General features: G+C 33.6%; 19 protein-coding genes and 1 tRNA gene. 12 read left to right on the top strand and 8 right to left on the bottom strand.

What is annotated here, in order from left to right:
• Positions 1-2 precede the first annotated feature (2 nt).
• Both folB and AP058_RS13935 read left to right on the top strand, forming a co-directional pair.
• Positions 3-377 (top strand): dihydroneopterin aldolase, encoded by a 375-nt coding sequence (folB, locus tag AP058_RS13940; RefSeq protein WP_066312150.1) that lies wholly within the window; start codon positions 3-5, stop codon positions 375-377.
• Between the two features lie 77 nt (positions 378-454).
• Positions 455-525: transfer RNA gene (locus AP058_RS13935), tRNA-Cys, on the top strand.
• 179 nt (positions 526-704) lie between these two features.
• Here the strand turns inward: AP058_RS13935 and AP058_RS13930 are convergent.
• Genes AP058_RS13930 through rnr form a run of 3 tightly spaced genes read right to left on the bottom strand, consistent with a single transcriptional unit; the run spans position 705 to position 4,267 of the window.
• A complete protein-coding gene (locus tag AP058_RS13930; protein ID WP_066312148.1) occupies positions 705-1,385 on the bottom strand; it encodes a LysE family translocator in 681 nt (226 codons plus the stop codon).
• Positions 1,386-1,397: 12 nt separating this feature from the next.
• Positions 1,398-2,063, bottom strand: a complete 666-nt coding sequence (locus AP058_RS13925; RefSeq protein WP_066312146.1) for a head GIN domain-containing protein — start codon at positions 2,061-2,063, stop codon at positions 1,398-1,400.
• Between the two features lie 20 nt (positions 2,064-2,083).
• Positions 2,084-4,267: a ribonuclease R gene (gene rnr, locus AP058_RS13920; RefSeq protein WP_066312143.1), complete on the bottom strand. Its 2,184-nt coding sequence runs from the start codon at positions 4,265-4,267 to the stop codon at positions 2,084-2,086.
• Positions 4,268-4,373: 106 nt separating this feature from the next.
• Here rnr and AP058_RS13915 point away from each other — a divergent pair, with 106 nt between their 5' ends.
• The 3 genes from AP058_RS13915 (at position 4,374) to AP058_RS13905 (ending at position 6,863) form a co-directional block, all read left to right on the top strand.
• Positions 4,374-4,607, top strand: coding sequence for a hypothetical protein (locus AP058_RS13915; protein ID WP_066312141.1), 234 nt, complete (start codon positions 4,374-4,376; stop codon positions 4,605-4,607).
• 848 nt (positions 4,608-5,455) lie between these two features.
• Positions 5,456-5,887 (top strand): ribose 5-phosphate isomerase B, encoded by a 432-nt coding sequence (rpiB, locus tag AP058_RS13910; RefSeq protein ID WP_066312136.1) that lies wholly within the window; start codon positions 5,456-5,458, stop codon positions 5,885-5,887.
• 148 nt (positions 5,888-6,035) lie between these two features.
• Positions 6,036-6,863 (top strand): class I SAM-dependent methyltransferase, encoded by an 828-nt coding sequence (locus AP058_RS13905; protein ID WP_066312135.1) that lies wholly within the window; start codon positions 6,036-6,038, stop codon positions 6,861-6,863.
• Between the two features lie 106 nt (positions 6,864-6,969).
• Here the strand turns inward: AP058_RS13905 and AP058_RS13900 are convergent, their stop codons facing one another.
• A complete protein-coding gene (locus AP058_RS13900) occupies positions 6,970-7,227 on the bottom strand; it encodes a DUF1294 domain-containing protein (protein WP_066312133.1) in 258 nt (85 codons plus the stop codon).
• 87 nt (positions 7,228-7,314) lie between these two features.
• Between AP058_RS13900 and AP058_RS13895 the strand changes: the two genes are divergently transcribed.
• Positions 7,315-9,438, top strand: coding sequence for a Tex family protein (locus tag AP058_RS13895; protein ID WP_066312130.1), 2,124 nt, complete (start codon positions 7,315-7,317; stop codon positions 9,436-9,438).
• 78 nt (positions 9,439-9,516) lie between these two features.
• On the opposite strand, the gene AP058_RS13890 is transcribed toward AP058_RS13895, so the two are convergent.
• Entirely contained in the window at positions 9,517-9,690 is a 174-nt protein-coding gene (locus AP058_RS13890; RefSeq protein ID WP_066312127.1) for a twin-arginine translocase TatA/TatE family subunit, read from the bottom strand.
• Between the two features lie 210 nt (positions 9,691-9,900).
• Here AP058_RS13890 and AP058_RS13885 point away from each other — a divergent pair, with 210 nt between their 5' ends.
• From AP058_RS13885 to AP058_RS13860, 6 genes are all read left to right on the top strand, one after another.
• Complete coding sequence (locus AP058_RS13885) at positions 9,901-10,422, top strand: peptidase (RefSeq protein ID WP_066312123.1); 522 nt, start codon at positions 9,901-9,903, stop codon at positions 10,420-10,422.
• A gap of 12 nt (positions 10,423-10,434) precedes the next feature.
• Entirely contained in the window at positions 10,435-11,925 is a 1,491-nt protein-coding gene (locus AP058_RS13880) for a GH3 auxin-responsive promoter family protein (protein ID WP_066312122.1), read from the top strand.
• Between the two features lie 143 nt (positions 11,926-12,068).
• The gene (locus tag AP058_RS13875; RefSeq protein WP_066312119.1) at positions 12,069-13,745 is read left to right on the top strand and encodes a hypothetical protein; all 1,677 of its coding nucleotides are present in this window, start codon (positions 12,069-12,071) and stop codon (positions 13,743-13,745) included.
• A gap of 52 nt (positions 13,746-13,797) precedes the next feature.
• A complete protein-coding gene (locus AP058_RS13870) occupies positions 13,798-14,781 on the top strand; it encodes a UDP-glucuronic acid decarboxylase family protein (RefSeq protein WP_066312116.1) in 984 nt (327 codons plus the stop codon).
• 155 nt (positions 14,782-14,936) lie between these two features.
• The gene (locus AP058_RS13865) at positions 14,937-16,289 is read left to right on the top strand and encodes an exopolysaccharide biosynthesis polyprenyl glycosylphosphotransferase (RefSeq protein ID WP_066312113.1); all 1,353 of its coding nucleotides are present in this window, start codon (positions 14,937-14,939) and stop codon (positions 16,287-16,289) included.
• A 1-nt stretch (position 16,290) separates the two neighbouring features.
• Positions 16,291-17,064, top strand: coding sequence for a glycosyltransferase family 2 protein (locus tag AP058_RS13860; protein WP_066313482.1), 774 nt, complete (start codon positions 16,291-16,293; stop codon positions 17,062-17,064).
• Positions 17,065-17,079: 15 nt separating this feature from the next.
• On the opposite strand, the gene AP058_RS17145 is transcribed toward AP058_RS13860, so the two are convergent.
• From AP058_RS17145 to AP058_RS13850, 3 genes are read right to left on the bottom strand one after another with little or no spacing between them, the layout of a single operon-like run.
• Complete coding sequence (locus tag AP058_RS17145; protein WP_231739668.1) at positions 17,080-17,241, bottom strand: hypothetical protein; 162 nt, start codon at positions 17,239-17,241, stop codon at positions 17,080-17,082.
• A gap of 30 nt (positions 17,242-17,271) precedes the next feature.
• Positions 17,272-17,607 carry an ORF6N domain-containing protein gene (locus AP058_RS17140; RefSeq protein ID WP_231739665.1) on the bottom strand — a complete coding sequence of 112 codons (336 nt, stop codon included), beginning with the start codon at positions 17,605-17,607 and terminating at the stop codon, positions 17,272-17,274.
• Positions 17,608-17,647: 40 nt separating this feature from the next.
• Positions 17,648-18,958, bottom strand: coding sequence for a phenylacetate--CoA ligase family protein (locus AP058_RS13850; protein ID WP_066312110.1), 1,311 nt, complete (start codon positions 18,956-18,958; stop codon positions 17,648-17,650).
• Between the last annotated feature and the right edge of the window lie 131 nt (positions 18,959-19,089).

Genomic DNA, 19,089 nt, shown 5'->3' with positions numbered 1-19,089 from the left:
TTATGAGTACCATCAAATTAAAAAATATTAGAACCTTTTCTTATCACGGTTGTTTAATAGAAGAAGGTAAAATTGGTTCTGATTACGCAGTTAATCTCACTGTAGATGCTAATTTAGAAGAATCAACACTAACCGATCATTTGGGAGATACAGTCGATTATGTGCATTTAAACCGTATTGTAGTGGAAGAAATGGCAATTCGATCTCAATTACTGGAACATGTCGCCAAAAGAATAAATACGAGAGTATTAGCCGAACTACCAATGGTACAAAAAACTATTGTAGAAGTTTCAAAGATTAATCCTCCTATTGGTGGTGATGTTGAGTCGGTTACCATAAAATTAAAAGAATATAGGTATTCTAAAATAATGCAGTAACTTTAATTTTAAAAAAATAGTTTGAAAATATTTTTTAACTATGATGATTTTGGTTACTTTTGCCAACCCATAACAATGGCGTCGTGGCCGAGTGGCTAGGCTGGGCTCTGCAAAAGCTCCTACTCCGGTTCGAATCCGGACGATGCCTCTAAAACCTTCAAAGCAATTTGAGGGTTTTTTTTTGTCTTATTGGTAATAAGATATTCTTATTATACAAAAATTTTACAGCGATTTTTTCTTCGTGAGAACTACAAAATTGACTGCACTCTAGCGCATAAAAAAAGCCTCTCCAATGGAAAGGCTTACTCCTTATAATTATCTAAAGAATTACTCTTTCTTAATGTGTTCAAAAGCATTTTTTACCATTTCCTTTTCTTTTGGAAACCAACCTTGAACAATTAAAACTACTCCGAAAACCATTAACACTACGCTAATTCCTTTTTTGATTTTAAGAATATTAGTCGGCGTCATTTTAGATTTTAATTGTTTGGCCAGTAGTATTTTAAGGCAATCAACAATCAAATAACTCACAATAACCGCAGTAAAGAAAGTTATCATCCTTGATGTTTGCATCTCTAATTTTGGCCCTACCGAAATAATTATCGCCATCCAAAAGCCTAACACACCAACATTGATCACATTTAAAACAAAACCTTTTGCAAATAGTGAAGCGTAGTCGCGCTTTAAAATATCACGGTCAATTTCTTCAAGATTAATCGGTTTCACTTTTTTTAATTTCATAAAAGAAATGATACCATAAGCTAACATAATTATACCTCCAAAAATAAATAAAGCAGGTTTATCTTCTAAACTTTTAATCAATCGATAACTCCCTAAATATGCAATGGCTATAAAAAACACATCTCCTAAAACCACACCCAAGTCAAAAGCCAGAGCGGCCCTAAACCCTTTTGTAATACTTGTTTCAAGTAATATAAAAAAGACAGGACCAATCATAAAACTGAGGAAAATTCCCCATGGAACTCCGGCTAAAATATCATTTATCATTCAAAAAAATTATTATTTTTCTTCAATTCGGCCACCTAAAACGGTCTTCTTGTTAATTTGTTCTGGCTTGCCATAAATATAGATCGATCCACCAGCACTTACTTTTGCATCAACTAAAATGGAAGCGTTAACTTCGGCATGACCGCCAGCCGAAACACTAACAGCCGTTTGAGAAGTTAGCAAATTTTTAGCTTCTAAGATACCACCAGCGCCTAAACTTGCCGACTGATTGGTAGCAGAACCACTAATATTGACAATTCCGCCAGAAACAGCTGTTACTTTTACCTTATCCACCTCTAAATTCACTTCTACCCTTGCGCCTTCTTGTGCACTAACTTCAAAAGCGGTTTGTTTAAACGTTTCTTTCGAGTGTGCAATACTTCCCTCATTCACATCAATTCTTTCAATACGCTTGTAATAAAGTTTGATGCTCATATTATTTCCTGAAAGTAATTTTGGAAACGGCATTCTAATTTTCAGTTGTCCATTTTTATTCACTACTTCTACTTCATCACTGCGATCGCCTGTAATGTCAATTTTATTAGTTGAAGATTGAATTAGTTGGACACTTAATTGATCAAAAACCTTTATTTCACTAAACTCGCCTAACTCTTTTGAAACTTGTGCAAAAGAAACTTGAACAAATAAAATTGCAATTCCAATTAGTATCTTTTTCATATTCACTTTAATTAAATTTATTATTCTCCTGCTCTTCTCAGAAAATGAAAATCCAGTTGTTTTTTAACTAAATCTGCATTTTTAACCTTCACATAAATTTCGTCTCCTAATTGTAAAATTTTTCCTGAAGTTGCACCAACCATAGCATATTGCTTTTCATCGAACGTATAATAATCGTCTTTTATTTCACGAATACGCACCATACCTTCACACTTGTTGGCCACAATTTCAACGTAAATTCCCCATTCGGTAACACCCGAAATAACTCCCAAGAATTCTTCATGCTGATGATCTTGCATATATTTAACTTGCATGTACTTAATACTGTCACGCTCTGCACTAGATGCTAAACTTTCCATACTAGAACAGTGCAACGATTTGGTTTCGTACAAATCTTCATCTACTGAAGTTCCTCCATCTAAATAAAACTGTAACAAACGGTGTACCATAACATCAGGATAGCGACGAATTGGTGACGTAAAATGAGAATAATAGTCAAAAGCCAATCCATAATGACCAATATTATCAGTCGAATATTTGGCTTTACTCATACTTCGAATGGCTAACGTATCAATTAAATTTTGTTCTTTTGATCCATTTGCTTGTTCCATCAAAGCATTCAGTGATTTGGAAATATCTCCTTTATTCCTAAAATCAATTTTATAACCAAACTTTGCAATTACAGTTTGCATGGCTATTAATTTATCTTCATTTGGTTCATCGTGTATGCGATAAATAAATGTTTTCTTCTGCTTACCAATGTATTCTGCTACTTTACGATTGGCTAAAAGCATGAATTCTTCAATCAAATGATTGGCATCCTTAGATACTTTAAAATAAACGCCCTCTGGTTCTCCTTCTTCATTTAAATCAAATTTCACTTCAACTTTATCAAAAGAAATTGCGCCATTTGCCATTCGTTTTTTACGAAGAATTTTAGCTAATTCATCTAATTTTATAGTCGCTTCCACTAATTCTTCTGAAACTTTATACGAAGATCCAGTAATAGAAATTTCTTCTGGAATAACATCGTCTTTGGTTTCAATGATGTACTGTGCTTCTTCATACGCAAAACGTTGGTTGGATAACGTTACCGTTCTACCAAACCACTGGTTCACTACTTGCGCTTGAGGTGAAATTTCAAAAACGGCCGAGAAAGTATATTTTTCTTCATCTGGACGCAACGAACAGGCAAAGTTAGATAATACTTCGGGCAACATCGGTACCACTCTATCAACTAAATAAACCGAGGTTGCTCTTTGATACGCTTCATCGTCTAAAATAGTTCCTTCTTCTAAATAATAAGAAACATCGGCAATATGAATTCCGATTTCGAAGTTGCCATTTTCTAATTTTTTAAAGGAAAGTGCGTCATCAAAATCTTTTGCATCTTTTGGGTCAATCGTGTAGGTCAACGTGTCGCGCATGTCCCGACGTTTGGCAATTTCGCTTTCAGTAATTGACGTATCAATTTTTTGCGCGAATACTTCTACCTCAATCGGAAAATCTGCAGGAAGGCCGTATTCAGCCAAAATTGCATGCATCTCTGTATTGTGTTCACCTGGTTTACCAAGAACCTTTATAACAGCTCCAAATGGGCTATCAGCACGTTTTTTCCAGTCTTCAATGACCACCAAAACAACATCGCCATTTTCAGCATCACCAAATTTATCTTTTGGAATAAAAATATCGGTATACATTTTTGGATTGGCCGTCGAAACAAACGCAAAGTTGGGTTGAATGTCAATCACACCCACAAATTCTGTTTTGTTTCTCTCAATTACTTCAATTACTTCTCCTTCAGGTCGCTTTCCTTTTCTACGGTTGTAGACATAGACTTTTACTTTGTCTTTGTCTAACGCACGATTCAAATTATTAGTCGGAATAAATACATCTTCTGCGAAATCTTCACAAATAAAATAAGCCGTCTTACGGCTTGTCATATCAATGGTTCCTTCGTAATAATCTTGGCTTACTGCTTTGATTAAATAAGCTCCTGGTTCTGATTCAATTATCTTATTTTGAGCGGCAAGAATTTTTAAATCCTTTATAATTTGATTGCGACTTTGGGTATCGTCCAATTCTAACTTAGCTCCTATTTGTTTGTAGTTGAATGGTTTATTAGCATTTTGCGATAAAATTTTAATTATTTTATCCGAAAAATCTTTTTCGTTTTTTATCGGCTTTCTAATTTTCTTACTCATATATCTTTTCTTATAAAGTTTAAAATTACGAAGAAGATATCAGATTACGGATTTTAACGAGTACATTTATTAAAAATATAACTCCTGAATTTATAAAAACAGTGTTATGAAAGGCTTTAAAACTATAGCAATTTTCAATTATCAACACGAAACTGTTGTTCTAAAACATTTATTAGAACAAGATGAAATTCCGTATTTTTTTGAAAACGAAACCACATTATCTATCGTTCCCTTTTACGCAAATGCTTTGGGCGGTATTAAACTTAAAATACACCATAGCGATTTTGAACGCGTTCAAACATTCATCGACAATTTAAACAATCCGCTTCGAATCGTTTGAAATCAAAATTACATGCAACTTCTACTTCATTTTTAGTTGCAACCGATAATCACTTTCAAATTTCAGAATCAATTCTAAAATTTCAAACTACTGTCCAATTTAATCCAATTTTTATTTTCTCTTTTTTCTAAAATTTCAAAAGTTGTCAACATATATTAAATACAACAAAAAAGAAATTTTAAATTTAATTAATTTTTGGTGGTTATTATGGCTTGTTAATAGTGGCTATAAAATTTTGAAAAAAGAGTGTGATATTAAGTTTTGCTTCTTTATTTAGAGTTATCAACATAGCTAATTGGAGTTAATGGTTTCATTTTAAACACTTTTTAGATTGCTATTAACAATCGTTGATAACCTAAAAACAAATGATTTTGTAGATAACTTCACCTAGCGTTTTATGTTGATAAACTACTTTTAAGTATTGATAACTATTCTAAAAAATCAGTAAACTTTATTAGGATTTCTAATTGCAGTTTTGGATTAGGTAAAAAAATCAAACAACCAAAAAAAACTTCTAATATTCTATCCATACTTATTAACAATTAATATTAACGTAAGGTAAACTGAGTATCAACTCGTTAGCTTTTACTATTAACATTGTAAAAAATTAACAATTAAAATATATATTATACACTGATTATCAATATTTTATATAAATTTATCTTTTTTATAATTACGTAAGTATTTGAAAATAGGTTAATTATAGTGGAATAAAAATATACTTTTACGGGTATATATTTAATTGTCAATCGAATAGACTTTAATTAAATTGCAAATAAACAAATCGTTATAATTAATTATTGAATTGTTTGGTTAAATTTGTCGATACAACTAAATAGTATTTTAAAATGAAAATTTCAATAGGAAACGATCACGCAGGACCAGAGTATAAAAAAGCAATTGTAGCCATGTTGCAAGCAAAAGGACATGAAATAACTAATTACGGAACAGATTCTGAAGATTCAGTAGATTATCCTGATTTTGGACATCCCGTTGCAACAGATGTAACTGAAGGCAAAGCCCATTTTGGAATCGTTATTTGTGGTAGTGGTAACGGAATTGCAATGACTGTTAACAAACACGCTGGTGTTCGAGCTGGTTTGTGTTGGACTAAAGAAATTGCTTATTTAACACGTTTACACAATGATGCTAATATTGTAAGTATTCCGGCGCGTTATACTTCGATTCAACAAGCAGTTGAAATTGTAGAGACGTTTTTAAATACCGAATTTGAAGGTGGAAGACACCAAACTCGTGTCAATAAAATTGCTTGTCAATAAGTAAAATTAGCGCTGCTACCTATTAGTTGCAATAAGTAGCAGCGTTTTAAAATTAAAGTAAGGTTTTATAGCATGGAACCTCCTTAACTCCGCCCCGAGTCAATTTATTATTATTTATAGTTAACCTATCCTAAAAATAAATTGAAAAATGAAGCGTCTTTTAAAAAACAGTATTGGCACTATTCTAATTGCAATGCTTCCTAAAAAAGCAGATGAATTACTGAATAAAGGAATGACCATAGACATGAATTTGTCTCGAAGAGATCGCTTCATGCGAGATGCTTTACTACAAAAAGCTAAAAATAAGAACGATTTTGAAACGCTCTCTCAGTTTCATGAAAATTATTGGATCAACAGAGGTGAAGAATATTTTTCTAGCGGATTTAATAATAAAGTACTAGACACTTTTTTTATACCCAATTGTTCTTTTTTGATTGATTTGTTGCAAGAACAACTGCAAAATGAATCTCTAAAATACCATACGCTTGTTGAAATTGGTACTGGAGATGGTACAATTTTGGAATATTTAAGTTCTAAATTTCCGCAAATTGATCGATTTGTTGGCATCGACTTAAGTAGTTCTCAAATTGAAGCAAATAAAAAATTATTTAATGGCAGCTCAAATTTAGAATTTGTAGCCTGCGACGGTTTTGATTGGATCAAGCAAAACGGACATAACGCTATGATAGTGGTGACCTCGAGAGGAGTTTTAGAATATTTTACGCAGTCAAGATTACAGGAATTTTTTGACGCACTAAATAAATTCAAAAAAAATATTTTTATTGCCATCGAGCCTACAGGATTGGATCATGATTTTATAAAAAATCCAAATTCTGAAATATATGGTTCTGAAAATTCTTTTTCTCACAACTATGCCAAGCTATTCAACGATGCTGGTTTTAAAATATGGCATCAATCTAAAATGAACTATTCACAGCCCGAATGTTACATCAATTTTATTGGAGTAAAAAACTAAAGTTAGTTTAAGTTTACAATAGGCTTCAGAGGAATTATTATCAGTTGAACATTCCTACTAATAACGTTTGCTGACTTCTGTGCATAAAAAAAGAGTTACTTTTTTACTATTTAAAATAAACAACGGCTATTACTATTTGAATTACTACGATGATCCAAAATTTCCATAGATAGCTTTTCTTGCTTGTTTTGTGTCTAAAAACAAGCATGCCCAATCCAGAACCAATCGTTCCGCCAAGTAAAACAAAAGTTAAAAGTGCTTGTTCTGGAATCCTACTTCTACGGGTTTTTGCTGCATTTTTATCGTATCCCATTAGTACAAAAGCAATTAAATTTAAGAGCAAAAAAGAATAGAATAAAATCATAATTGAAGTTCGATTGAGATTTAAAGATAGTATTTTAGCATCAGTTTTGTAACGTAAAAAAGACTCCTTTTTAATCCGCTATTCCTAATGAACAATATTCAATTCATTTCAAAAACGGTCGCAACTGCGGCTATAAATATTCAAAAAACAGTACAATTACTTTCAGAAGATTGCACCATTCCGTTTATTTCCCGTTATCGAAAAGACGTTACTGGAAATTTGGATGAAGTAGTAATTGAACAAATTGCCAAACTTCAAAAAGAGTACGAAACCATCGTAAAACGAAAAGAAACGATTTTAAAAACAATCGATGAGCAGGGGCAACTTTCGGTTGAATTAAAAGCAAAAATTGATCATAGTTTTGATTTACAAGATATCGAAGATTTGTATTTGCCGTACAAAAAGAAAAAACGAACCAAAGCCGATGTAGCTCGTGAAAACGGGTTGGAGCCCTTAGCCAAAATTATTGTGTCCCAAGGCAATGATGACGTTGATTTTCTAGCCACTCAGTATGTTAATGAAGCGATAATTAACGAAGACGCTGCGTTGCAAGGTGCGCGCGAAATTGTTGCCGAGTGGATTAATGAAAATATTTATGTCCGTCAGCAATTGCGTCGTTTGTACCAGCGTAAAGCAGTCGTTACTACAAAAGTAGTGAAGAGTAAAAAAGACGATGAAGCCGCACAAAAGTTTACCCAATATTTTGAATGGGCAGAGCCATTATCCAAAGCACCTGCACATCGATTGATGGCGATGTTGCGTGCAGAAAAAGAAGGTTATATTAAATTAAAAATTGAGACCGATATTGATGAAGCCTATGATATCATTGATGAAATCATCATTAAAAAGCAAAACAATACCACACCACATTTGCAGTTGGCTATTGAAGACAGTTACAAACGGTTGTTGCAACCGGCCATTTCTAACGAAACTTTACAAGACGCTAAAACGAAAGCCGATGCCAATTCGATTCAGGTTTTTGCGAACAATTTAGGGCAGTTGTTGTTGGCGCCGCCTTTGGGAGAAAAGCGAATTTTGGCTATCGATCCTGGTTTTAGAAGCGGTTGTAAAATTGTGTGTTTGGATGAAAAAGGTGATTTATTATACAACGAAACCATTTATCCGCACGCACCTCAAAAGGAAGAAGCGATGGCTATGAAAAAAATTCGTTCGATGGTAAATTCTTATAAAATTGATGCCATTTCAATTGGAAATGGAACGGCTTCACGAGAGACAGAATTCTTTATTAAAAAAATAGCCTTTGATAAACCGGTTCAAGTTTTTATTGTTTCAGAAGCTGGAGCCTCAGTATATTCGGCGTCTAAAATTGCTAGGGAAGAATTTCCTGATTATGATGTTACCGTTCGTGGATCGGTTTCTATCGGAAGACGTCTGTCTGATCCTTTGGCGGAGTTGGTAAAAATTGATCCAAAAGCAATTGGAGTTGGGCAGTACCAGCACGATGTAGATCAATCTAAATTAAAAGATGAATTGGATACTACGGTTGTGCGTTGCGTAAATTCGGTTGGTGTAAATATCAATACCGCTAGTAAACACTTGTTGAGTTATGTAAGTGGAATTGGAGAGAAACTCGCTGAAAATATTGTGAAGTACCGTTCGGAAAATGGTCCGTTTGAAGATAGAAAACAATTAAAAAAAGTGCCTCGTTTGGGAGAAAAAGCCTATCAGCAAGGAGCCGCTTTTATTCGAATTTCGAATGCTAAAAATCCGCTAGATAACTCTGCCGTACATCCCGAGGCATATTCGATTGTGGAGAAAATGGCAAAAGATCTAAAACTGAAAGTAACTGAATTGATTGCCAATAAAGAAAAGACGGCTTTAATTAAGCCCGAAAATTACATTACCACAGAAATTGGTTTATTAACGTTAAAGGACATTATTAAGGAATTAGAAAAACCAGGTTTAGATCCAAGGAAATCAGCCAAAGTATTTGAATTTGACCCAAATGTGAAAACAATAAAAGATTTGAAAACCGGAATGATTTTACCTGGAATTGTCAATAACATAACCAATTTTGGCTGTTTTGTGGATATTGGCGTTAAAGAAAGTGGACTCGTGCATATTTCGCAACTAAAAGCCGGATTTGTGAGCGATGTCAATGAAGTTGTAAAGTTACACCAACATGTTGAGGTAAAAGTTACTGAAGTAGATGAAGACCGAAAGCGCATTCAGTTAACGATGATAATATAAATAATCTTTAAAATAAAAATTCCAAACTCTTATTGCGTACAATGAGAATTTGGAATTTTATTTTTTATTAAAAAAGAATTACTCTGGAGTCTCCTCTTTTTTAGCCGTAGTTTGTTCGTCTTTAGCAGCGTTTTTGAATTCTTTGATTCCGCTTCCTAAACCTTTCATTAATTCCGGAATTTTTTTACCTCCAAAAAGCAATAGTACAACTGCTAGAATAACAAGGATTTCTGTAACACCAAATCTTCCCATGATTGAAATATTTAATATGCCGAAGCAAATTGATATAAAGTCCTGCAAAGGTATACAGAATTACTTATATATAATTGCATTTGAGGCCAAATATTTTTTTTTGAGTACGTTAAATATTTGATAAATTACTATTTTATCTTTAGTTATAATCTTTTTTCAAAGTTTTAAGACGGCTATAAATTATTATATTTGCCAGAATAAAGTACCATAATGCCAAAGAAAAAAAAGAAAAGAGCCACTATAAAAAAACGTTTATTCAATAAAAACCGATTGGTAATATTGAACGAAGATACTTTTGAAGAAATTTTTTCTTTTAAGCTTAATTTGATGAACGTTTTTGTGACGCTTACTCTAGGCGCTATTTTCTTGGTATCAATTACTACTTTCATCATTGCCTTTACGCCCTTGCGAGAATACATTCCGGGTTATTCTTCTACCGAATTAAAAAAGAATGCAACAGAGCTAGCTCTAAAATCAGATTCGTTAACAACTGTTTTACATCAAAATGAGTTGTATATAAAATCGATTCAAAAAGTCTTAACGGGAGAGTTAGAGTATGCTAAATTTAATAAAGATTCTATTTTGGCCAACGAGGAATTAGTCGTTCCCGAAGAAGATATGCAAGCTACTGCTGCCGAGTTGCAATTGCGAGCAGAAGTAGAGAAAGAGGAGAAGGCGGCAAAAGAGTCAAGTGCAAAAGCTTCAAAAAAGAAAACTAAAAACACTAAATAATTAGTTCTTAAAATGTCAATAAAAGCTATAGCGGCAAAATTATTTGCCAGTAAAATATACTATCAGACGCGTGCTTGGGCTAATAAACCTGTGGAAACACAAGTAGAAGTTTTTCAAAGTTTAATTAGAGATGCTGCAGAAACGGAGTTCGGAAAAGACCACGGTTTTGATAAAATAAAGACAATAAGTGATTTTCGCAAACGCGTACCCATTCGTGATTACGAAGATTTAAAACCCTATATTGAAAAAGTTCGTTTGGGCGAAAAAGATATCCTTTGGAAAGGTAAACCTTTGTATTTTGCTAAGACTTCTGGTACCACTTCGGGAGCAAAGTACATTCCACTTACCAAAGAATCGATGCCGTTTCATATTGAAGCATCTCGCAATGCGATTTTGCACTATATCTATGAAACAGGTAATGCTAATTTTGTAGACGGCAAAATGATTTTCTTGCAAGGCAGTCCGATATTGGTTGAAAAATACGGAATCAAATTTGGCCGTTTGTCTGGAATTGGAGCACATTTTGTTCCGAAATATCTACAAAAAAACAGACTGCCTTCTTGGGATACGAATTGCATTGAAGATTGGGAAACTAAAATTGATGCCATTGTCGAAGAAACCATTGAACAAGACATGACCTTGATCTCTGGAATTCCGTCTTGGGTACAAATGTACTTTGAACGCTTACGAGAAAAAAGCGGTGGGAAAAAAGTCGGAGATTTATTCAAAAATTTTCAATTATTCATTTATGGTGGTGTCAATTACGAACCGTATCGAGCGAAGTTTGAAAATTTAATTGGTAGAAAAGTAGACAGTATTGAGATGTTTCCAGCTTCTGAAGGATTTTTTGCTTATCAAGATACGCAGACACAAAAAGGAATGTTGCTGTTGTTAAACAGTGGTATCTTTTATGAATTCATTAAAAGTGATGAATTTTTTGATGAGAATCCAAAACGTTTAGGCGTAGCCGATGTAGAAATTGGCGTTAATTACGTTATGATTGTATCAACCAATGCGGGACTTTGGGCTTACAATATTGGGGATACCGTAAAGTTTACTAATCTAAAACCGCACCGCATTATCGTTTCGGGCCGCATCAAACATTACATTTCTGCCTTTGGTGAGCATGTTATTAGCAATGAGGTAGAGAATGCCATGAAAGAAGCAATGGAAGGAACAAGTGTTCGAATTAATGAGTTTACAGTGGCGCCTCAAATTAATCCAATTTCGGGACTTCCGTACCACGAGTGGTTTATTGAGTTTGAAAATGAACCAGAAGACATGGTATTATTTTCAGAAAAATTAGATGCCGCGATGCGCAAGCAAAATATTTATTACGACGATCTAATTACTGGAAATATTTTACGCAAAGTAGTTGTTTCTAAAGTGGCTTTACACGGTTTTGAAAATTACATGAAATCGGTTGGAAAGCTGGGTGGTCAAAATAAAATTCCGCGTTTAGCAGACAATCGTACGATTGCAGATGTGCTGGAAGTGCTATAATTCTATTCGCTTTTATTTGAACGTACTATAATTGATAAAACTTCGACTTATTTCAAATACATTTTTAGTAAATTCGTAATTTAAATCAAAAAAAATCATAAAACTTATGCTTTCTATAAGCAAAGTTCAGAAATTATAAAATTATGGCAGAGACCAAACACATATCAAGATCAAGAGCACAAGAATCATCAGCAGCAATTGAAAAAATGTACATTACGATGCGTCATTTGTTCAACCGTGGTTTCTACAAACCAATGGGCGTTTCTGGAGATACTTTGCGAGAAGCATTATTAGCATTGCGACCAGAAATTTATGGCTTTATTGGTGACGAAAAAGTCGAATTAAATGGCTTGTTGTATGTAATGGAACGTTTACCTATTGGTATTGAAGAATGTCGTTTTATCAATTTAACGTCAGATGAGGGTTATTCTAAATCGCATTTTGAAGCCATTGTTCCTCCAAAAAGAAGACGCAACTGTTACCGTATAGATGAAGAGCAAATGAACGTTGAAATTACGCGCGGACGCTCTGATATTTATGACATTTTAACCCATTTGACGTTCATTTTCATAGAATCTCATAAAATTAGAAATCGAGTGCTATTGGATGAGGCGGGCGAACTATCTCGGGATTGGATGAAATTAGAATATGCCGTACAACAAAGCAAAAAATTATCTTTAGTGGATAAGGAAATTGCCATTTCGCATACCGCTAATATTTTAGGCAGAACATTCGAAGAAATTTTAGATATCTACGATTCTTTTGGATCCGAAAAGGCTCCTGATCGTTTCTTGCACGTCATTTATTGGTTGGGGAAATTAGCTATTGAAGAATTATTAGATAATAATAAAAGAACCATTACGTTCAGTCCGATTCTTAGAGAGCGTTTGGGACATCACATTCATGGTGAAATTTGGGCAACCAATATTAAAGAAGTTTTAAAAGCCAACAATCTTTTAGACAGACCCATTCATATTATTAGTGCCAATATGCACAGTGTGATGAATTCGATTTTTGCCACGCCAATTTTGCGACCTAAATTTAAAGGTAAAGAAGATTTTACTATTTACGAAGAATTGAGCAAATCGGGTGCAAGCGCCATTCGAAAAGAAGTAGAAAATATCGCCCTAAAAAACGGAATGTTATTTTTACCAGATACTTCAGGTACTAATATTGATGTTGAAATTTTTGATACAGCCAAGATTGATTGGAGTATCACCGCTTTTGCAAATGTAAAATTAGAGGATCCGAAACCTGTGCTTATCGTCATGGATTATGCGTTTGGGGAACAAGCCTACGAAACGATTGATGAGCTTTTAAAACCGTTTAAAAAAGATACGTTACTTAACGTACAATCGGTTTCGATTATGGGTAAAGCAGGAATTTTAGAAGGAGGAAAAGGAGACATTATGATTCCAACTGCCCATATTAACGAAGGAACGGCAGATAATTATTTTTTCGAAAATGAATTAACTGGAGCTATGTTTGAAGGAAATGGAATTGCAGTTTATGAAGGTGCTATGGTTACTGTTTTGGGAACCTCATTGCAAAATCGAGAGTTACTTAAATTTTTTCATGAATCTACTTGGGGAGTAATCGGATTAGAGATGGAAGGTTCGTACTATCAAAAAGCGATTCAATCAGCGTCTAAAATTAGAAAGAGCATACCCAACAACGTAAAAGTAAGATATGCGTATTACGCGTCGGATAATCCACTAGAAACAGGAAGTACGTTAGCTTCTGGAGGATTAGGAACTACGGGAGTTAAACCAACGTATTTGATTACGATTAAAATTTTAGAGCAAATTTTGAACGTGTAAGTTCAAATAAAAAAATAAATTTCAAGTAAGAGTTGAGGTATAAAGCAAACAAATGAAAAGAATACTTATCACTGGAGCAGCTGGGTTTTTAGGATCACATCTGTGCGATCGTTTCATCAAAGAGGGCTATCACGTTATCGGAATGGACAACTTGATTACGGGCGATTTAAAGAATATTGAACATCTATTTAAATTAGAACAGTTTGAGTTTTATCATCATGATATTACCACATTTATTCACGTTCCAGGAGAGTTAGATTATATTTTGCATTTTGCATCACCTGCAAGTCCAATTGATTACCTAAAAATTCCGATTCAAACCTTAAAAGTTGGTTCGCTAGGAACACACAATTTATTGGGTTTGGCCCGAGTAAAAAAAGCGCGAATTTTAATCGCTTCGACATCTGAAGTTTACGGAGATCCATTAGTTCATCCACAAACCGAAGAATATTATGGAAACGTAAACACCATAGGACCTCGCGGAGTATATGACGAAGCCAAGCGTTTTCAAGAATCAATTACCATGGCTTATCATACTTTTCATGGTTTAGAAACTAGAATTGTCCGTATTTTTAATACGTATGGACCGCGAATGCGCTTAAACGACGGGCGTGTTATTCCGGCCTTTATTGGTCAAGCACTGCGTGGCGAAGATTTAACCATTTTTGGAGACGGAATGCAAACGCGATCGTTTTGTTACGTAGACGATCAAGTAGAAGGTATTTTTAGATTGCTGCATTCTGATTATGTGTATCCAGTAAATATTGGAAATCCAGACGAAATTACCATTAAAGATTTTGCTGAAGAAATCATTAAGCTCACCGGAACGAATCAGAAAGTGGTGTATCATCCGTTACCAATAAATGATCCGTTGCAACGTCAGCCAGACACCACCAAAGCAAAAGAAATTTTAGGGTGGGAGGCAAAAGTGAGTCGAAGTGAAGGAATGAAGATCACTTATGATTATTTTAAGTCCCTTTCTAAAGAAGAGCTTTCAAAAGAAGAGCATAAAGATTTTTCAGAGTATATCAAATAAAAAATAGCCAAAAAGCTACGTTTTTTTTATCATAAAGTAACTTTTTAGCGTAGTTTACAAATAGTAAAATTTCTCGGATAACTCTGTAAGTGAATTTTGATTTTGATGTAAATTGATCCGTATAATCACCATAAAATTCACTAAACCAAACGTACATGCGCAATACAACAGGAAGATATTCAGGGTATATTCGCCCTTTTTCCTATGTGTCTGATGTTTTGATACTTAGTTTTTTTGGCTTTTATTTTTTTAATTTTCCACAAAGAGAAATTCCATTTTACCTGCTTTTAAGTTCCGTATGGCTGATTATAGCTGCACAACTTGGTTTTTATGAAGTATATCGGTACACCAAAGTAGTCAGTATACTCAACTGCGCTGTTAAACAGTTTGTATTGTTTACTATTTCTCTATTATCTATTGTTTATTTGTATGGTGAGCAAACAAGTTTTACAACACTGTTTAGTTATTTAGGAAGTGTTGCATCTTGCATTGTTATTTTAAAATTAGTCATCTATTATTTTTTAAAGGAATTCCGATTGCATTACGGCGGAAATTTAAGAAGAGTAATTTTAATAGGTTCTCCTGAGAAAGTAGCGCCTTTACAGACCTTTTTCTCCGAAAATTTAGAATATGGATATAAGGTTTGTAACTCCTTTTCACTAGAAGAAAATATTGAAAAGGAGTTACAGGAAGCATTTTCTTTTATAATCGAAAACAAGATGGATGAGGTGTATTGTGCGATGAGTGATTTAACTCAACCTCAAATACAAATGCTCATTGACTTTGCAAATAATAATTTAAAAACGCTTAAATTTATTCCGGATGACAACCAGATTTTATCGGGAAGTTATGTTTTTCAGTACTACGGTTATCTGCCCATAATTGCATTACGAGACATTCGTTTGGACGAGACATACAATAAAATTGCGAAGCGTATTTTTGACATCTTGTTTTCAGTACTCGTTATTGTGGTAGTTTTAAGTTGGTTAACTCCTATTTTAGCTTTTTTAATAAAGCTGGAATCCAAAGGACCCGTTTTTTACAAACACCAAAGAAATGGATTAAGTAATAAAGTCTTTACTTGTTACAAATTTAGATCCATGCAATTTTCTAAGGATGAGAAATACGATCCAGTTTCTAAAGTTGATTCTAGAGTGACAGCAATAGGTCAATTTTTAAGACAAACTAGTTTGGACGAATTTCCACAGTTTTATAATGTATTAAAGGGAGAAATGTCGGTAGTCGGACCAAGACCTCACATGATCAGTTATACCGAACAATATGCTTTGAAAGTGAATAATTTTATGATTCGCCATTTTATTAAACCTGGAATTACTGGATTGGCACAAACAAAAGGATACCGAGGTGCAGTAGAAAATGATTCAGATATTATTAATCGCTTCAAATATGACATTTTTTATATGGAGAATTGGTCTATTTTACTAGATATTGAAATTATCTTAAAAACGATATTTAATATCTTAAAAGGAGATGAAAAAGCGTATTAATATGAAAGAACCGTTAGTATCTATTATAACTCCGGCATTTAATTCGGAAGCCTTTATTGCTGAAACGATAAAATCTGTTTTAAATCAAACCTATGAAAATTGGGAAATGATTATTATCGATGATGGTTCTACTGATAATACGGCTGAACTGATTTTGAACTATGTAAAAAACGACAATCGAATACAATTCCATTCTTTAAATAAAAATAGTGGAACAGGTGTAGCTAGAAATTTTGCACTCGAAAAAGCCTCGGGAAAGTATATCGCTTTTTTAGATTCAGACGATTTGTGGAAGCCTAAAAAACTTGAAAAGCAGGTTCGTTTTTTAGTGGAAACGCAAGTTCCGTTTACCTTTTCGTATTACGACTGTATTAATGAAAACGGACAAATTTTACATAAAAGAGTAGAGGCGCCAAGCATTCTAAGTTACAGACAATTGTTTTTTTGTAATTATATCGGAAATCTTACTGGAATTTATAGTACCGATTATTTTGGAAAAATCACGATTGATAAGAGCCGAAAGCGACAAGATTGGATATTGTGGTTGACTATTTTAAAACAAATCAAGAAGGCAGAACCAGTAACCGAAAGTCTGGCTTTTTATCGCGTACGAGACAATTCTATTTCAGCATCTAAAGTTAAATTACTGAAATATAATTTTGGCGTTTATCGCAATTTTCATAAGTATAATTTGCTGAAAGCGTCGCTTTGTATGATTGGTTTTTTATTCACCCAATTAGTGATTAAACCGAAATACGTAAAGAATATGCCGTAATTGCTAGCGAAGCGATTACTTTTTAAAACCAATTTTTGTTCTTGGTTTTTCAGCTTCTTTTTTGTCTGTTAGTTCATCCAAATAAGAAAAAACCAGTTCGATATTTTTACCTTGATTTTCTAATTTCTTTTGAATTTGAACAATATCCAATTTCATTTCGGTGGTATCAAGTAGCATTTGTCTCACCTTCGTGAAAATTCGCATGATTTATATGTTGGTCTGAATGGCTGTATCGCTCTTTAAGACACTAGATAACATCAGTATTCCATGTTCGGTGAAAGCCATTGGAGCGTAACGCAAACCCATCTTGTCTGAATTGGAGGTCACAAATTGTGACCTCCAATTTTCAAATTCTAATTTCGTGAGTTCAAACATAAATTCTCCGGGAAATCTTGAAATATTTCTTTTAACAGCTTGTTTTAAAACTCTCGTTTCAATTCCGTAAAGTACAGCTAAATTTCTGTCAAGCATTACTTTTTGATTTTGGATGTAATAAATGGCATTCGAAATAGTCTCTTCTGAAAGTATAAGATTTGCGCTCATAGGTTTGAAAATAAAACACAAATATAGGAATTTATTTACTTTATATAAATGAAGTAAATTGTTTTAATTTTCCGCGGTTGCTTCGATTTAAAACTGCTTTTCGATTAAAAGTAAATTTCAAATTGGGTTCTAAATAACTAGCAATTGCTTTTTGAATTTGATCCATCTTCGCAGAAGTTAATTCACTTTCACTTACGTAATCAACTTCAAATGTATCGATTTTGGTTTGTTTGATGATAAATTCCTTTACGTTTCCATCGTCTTCAATTAAACTTTTAGTCACATAATAAAACGTCAATCCAGGCGCTTTTTTGCCCCTTGGCAAATGGGCAAAATCATTCGTTCTGCCGATAAGTTGCTTGAGAATTGGTTTTTGAAGTGTGCTTTTTTCATCTAAAATACCCAAATCACCAATTTCGTAGCGAATAAATGGATGTGCCTTATTGAACAAAGAAGTGATTACAATTTTTCCCATTTCGCCGTAAGGCAACACTTGATTGTTATCGTCTAGAATTTCGATGAATAAAGTTTCTGCATTGACTTGCCATTCGCCTTGCGGGTTTTCAAAAGCAATCAAATCCAATTCAGAAGCACCATATTCATTGATAATCGGAATTCCGAATTGTTTTTCAAGCAGTATTTTATCACTTTCAAACAACATTTCAGAAGTCACAATACAAACTTTTAAAGTGGGGCAAACCTCTTTTAAAACTATATTTTTTTGTTGTAAAAACTTGGCAAATAGAACAATTGAGCTCGTATAACCGTTGAGGTAATCGAATTTTTTAGTTTGAAAATTTTTCAAGAAACCTTCTAAAACAGAATCCGACAAATCAAAAATAGGAAATCGAAATCGATGACTTAAAAAATCTTTGAAACGCTCTTTTTTGTTTCCGATAAAATCACTTGGAATTCCGTAAAAACGAGCTTGATAGGAAGAGTTAAAATCAATACCGTACCAGCCAAATCGCAACATATTGGATGCCCAAGTTAAAGCATGAGTTTTTTTATCTTTCGCAAAAATAAACGGAGTTCCACTAGAACCCGAGGTTGTATTGACGAAACTATTTTTAACCGAATATCCTTTGGAAAGTCTATTTTGTAAAGGTTGTTGCAAATCTTTTTTAGTCAGTATTGGAAGATCTTCCCACTGAGGTATGTTTTCTACACCGACTAAATCTTGATAAAAAAGATTATTTTTTAAATGAAAATGTACAATTTCCATTTTTTTGTTTTCTAAAAAATTTTGGTATTCCTTCTCTTTAAGTTTCAGAATTTCTTTCAATTGTGCTTTTGCTTCCTGAATGGGGAAGCCGTTAAGCCGCAGCGAAAGATCAAAAAGTCGAAACATAAATGCTTATTTTTTTCAAAAATACTCTTTAGCGGCAATTATCTTTCGGGAATCACGAAGTTTTTAAAAATTAATTATTTTTTACGTACAAAAGCAATTATTTTTGCAGATCCTCCAAAAGGCGGGCAAGC

This window comes from Flavobacterium sp. TAB 87, from assembly GCF_001529295.1.
Lineage (GTDB): Bacteria > Bacteroidota > Bacteroidia > Flavobacteriales > Flavobacteriaceae > Flavobacterium.
This window is presented reverse-complemented; position numbering and strand designations above follow the sequence as displayed.